The organism is Candidatus Angelobacter sp. (genome assembly GCA_035607015.1).
In the GTDB taxonomy this organism is placed as follows: Bacteria; Verrucomicrobiota; Verrucomicrobiia; order Limisphaerales; family AV2; genus AV2.
Genome location: DATNDF010000107.1, coordinates 1 through 2,812, shown reverse-complemented (window position 1 = coordinate 2,812; position 2,812 = coordinate 1). Strand labels below are relative to the sequence as shown.

Below are 2,812 nucleotides of genomic sequence, written 5' to 3'. Positions count from 1 at the left end.
CCTTGCTCTGACACCGAAGTCCCAACTGATCGTCTTCCAGCCGGGCGACAAGGAGTATACAGAACTTGCGAGTATCAAAGTCGCAGACACTCCAACCTACGCCTATCCTGTTGTGGCGGGTAACCGCATATTCGTCAAGGATCAGGACTCCGTGACGCTCTGGACGATCGAGTAAAGGCGTTCCAAACACGCCGGCGGGTAATCTGGCAGTTCCCGGCGATCACTTGTGGCCGGCGGTATCCACGAGGTATAGCACCGCATCCCCGTTGAAGGGTGGACTGAACGACTGCGAGGATGACCCGGAAGTAATCGGATTCTGGGATATCGTCGCCCCGGTTGCAGGGTTGAGCCATTCTACTGCGAGCATGCGCGAGTCCGGCATGGCTGAAAGATCCACCGTGAATGAGCCTCCCGACGGAGCATAAACCAGATACTCCGCGCCGACAGATGGGGTCTGGGCAAGGCACTCCTTCGTCGAGGAGAGAGAACTCCTCGGAGCGACGTTGGCCAGGTTGAGCTTGCGCGAGTATCGTACGATATACCCGAGATTGTTCCGAAAATTTTCCCAGCGTGCATCCGGCACGCCCGCGATGGCGTTGACGAGGGAGCTGCAGAGGTTTCGCTGCTGGCGCGGATAGTACACGAGGTACGGGTCCATGAACAGAACCTGATTGCCTGCCGTGAAATTCTTCCATGCGTAATTGCGGTTCTTGCGGGGCGGATCGTTCCACATCCCGAAGTAGCTGTGATCACTATCATTGATGTTAACCTTGCAATAGGGGTGGCCGGTTCCGCAGGATCTTTCCGGAGAAACCCTGGCCGATGGCGCCACCCAGTCCGCATCGGAGTCATAAAGCTCCGAATCCAAAGGATGATCGAGCGTTCCAAAGCCGATGGGATGTTGAAAGCGCTTTCCCTTTTCGTACGCTCTGACAAACGAAATCAAATGGTTGTTCCACCAGATTGAATTGGTCGGGGCTTCTTCCGAGACGATCCAGAGCACGTTCGGCAGATCGTTCAGGGTGTCGATGGTTTTCTTCACGTAGGCCTCCTGAAAACCGGTGATGGCGTTGGGCGCGGTCATGGTGACGGAGCCGGTTGCCGTGTCGAGCGATCCACCTCGATAACCATCATCGACTCCGTTGACATTGTTGGGTCCCGAGAACGGGTAGCCGTCGGTTGGACAACGGAAACGCAACAGCCATTCCCCGGTGAACAGATAGACGCCCGCATAGATCCCGGCGCCGTGCAGCGCCTGCACACGTGCGCGCAATCGCCCGAAATAGGCCCGGTCGAATTTCGTCAGATCGAATTTCAACCCACCGTCGGTCGCTGATCCGGGCCCGGTCCTCCTCCACGGAAAGGGGCTGACCGTGAAATCCGGCGATGAATTCTCCGTCGTGGGCAGGCCGTGGAATTTCGGCAGTTCCGTGCACCACAGCAAAGTGAAATTGTGTCCGTGCGCCCAGAGAAAACTGACGAAAGCGTCGAAGTCCAGCATTCGTATCGACCCGTTGCTGCCCCAATCCTGCAGAGTGTTCCACGAATGCGATCCGCACAGGACGAGCGGCGTGCCACTGGCGTCCTCGAAGTAGTTCGGATTTCTGGAAGATTTGAGCGGTTTGTTGATTGAGCGAGGACCGGCGCCGGATATTTTTACCGGTACCGCCGCGCAGGCCTGCGCCGCCAATACGAGACAGACAAACGTGAAAATCAATGTGCGCATGGTCAGAGTAAAGCCGCCGACGTCCATTGCGTCCAGCGTGCAACCGGTTCCCGGGCGGCCCCGGTGCGCTTCTGATTCTGAACTCGCAGCCGCGTCGCGAGTGCCCGTTTTAATCTTGTCAGTGCGTCGAGGGTTGAACTGATCAAAGTCACATAATTTCCTCTGGTGTGGCTGGTCATCGGCGACGGAAGGAGGTAAGAATCAGGAGGCCGTGAGACGAGAAGCCAACCGTGCTCGTGAATATTTGTATTACCGCAGAACAAAGGACGCGTTATGAATGCAGAATCTTTCGTGAAACTGATCGAAGAAATGATAGACTTGAAACTCCAACAACAGGCCCAGGTAAACCTCAAACCCAACCCCGAGATCGCCCGGTTTTTCGAGGAAAAGCGGATCACTGACCGGCGCAGGTTGGAGCAGATCAGAGCCGAACTGGTGCGAACGGTAAGCGGGTGACAAACCGAATTGAGCAGCAAAGGCCGGTTGGCCGGTTTACACGGTCCGACCTTGTGCCGCGCCGATGCCGGGCAATTGAGTCCAAAACGCCGCGAACGGCAGTGATAACCCGCGCCCGCCGGTTTGTTTTCAGCCGGGCGCACACGCATCATTGCGTTTGTTCCGGAGTCGGAGATCTTTCAGGCAGCCTCCAGCACACCGGTTTCAACCCGCGCGCCCTGGCAGCCACAGCGCCGACGAAGCCGGTTGCGGGTAATAGTGGTCGCAGGGACCAGTGGCTTGCCGCCTGAAGGTCACCGCCGACGTTCAACAACTGCACCGGTTCGCCAGGGGCAAGGGTCACTTCGATTCGTGGCAGCGCATCGGCAATGCCTTCGCCGGTCGCCTTCAAGTAAGCTTCCTTGCGAGTCCAGCAATTGAAAAAAGCCTCGATACGTTGCTCCGCGGGCAGCGCATTCAGCATCGCATTTTCGCGCGCTGAAAAGAATCTGGCCGTGACCTGATCCATTTCCGGAATGGGCCGGACGCGTTCGACATCGACCCCCAGGGCGTGCGAGCGGGCGAAAGCGAACAAAGCCAGACCGTCCGAATGCGACAGGTTGAAGTGAATGACCTCGCCCGCAACATTTC

At 57.5% G+C, this 2,812-nt stretch carries 3 protein-coding genes; 1 reads left to right on the top strand and 2 read right to left on the bottom strand.

The genetic code is table 11. The features are described 5' to 3' along the window. Positions 1-220 precede the first annotated feature (220 nt). The gene (locus VN887_04410; GenBank protein ID HXT39249.1) at positions 221-1,726 is read right to left on the bottom strand and encodes a putative collagen-binding domain-containing protein; all 1,506 of its coding nucleotides are present in this window, start codon (positions 1,724-1,726) and stop codon (positions 221-223) included. A 273-nt stretch (positions 1,727-1,999) separates the two neighbouring features. Between VN887_04410 and VN887_04405 the strand changes: the two genes are divergently transcribed. Continuing rightward, positions 2,000-2,182 carry a hypothetical protein gene (locus tag VN887_04405; GenBank protein ID HXT39248.1) on the top strand — a complete coding sequence of 61 codons (183 nt, stop codon included), beginning with the start codon at positions 2,000-2,002 and terminating at the stop codon, positions 2,180-2,182. 148 nt (positions 2,183-2,330) lie between these two features. Here the strand turns inward: VN887_04405 and VN887_04400 are convergent. Beyond that, positions 2,331-2,812: 4'-phosphopantetheinyl transferase superfamily protein (locus VN887_04400; protein ID HXT39247.1), on the bottom strand; the 482-nt coding region annotated here is incomplete at its 5' end.

Coding starts and splice junctions, on each gene's coding strand:
- VN887_04410 (HXT39249.1), bottom strand. CDS start 1,726: ATGCGCACATTGATTTTCACGTTTGTCTGTCTCGTATTGGCGGCGCAG.
- VN887_04405 (HXT39248.1), top strand. CDS start 2,000: ATGAATGCAGAATCTTTCGTGAAACTGATCGAAGAAATGATAGACTTG.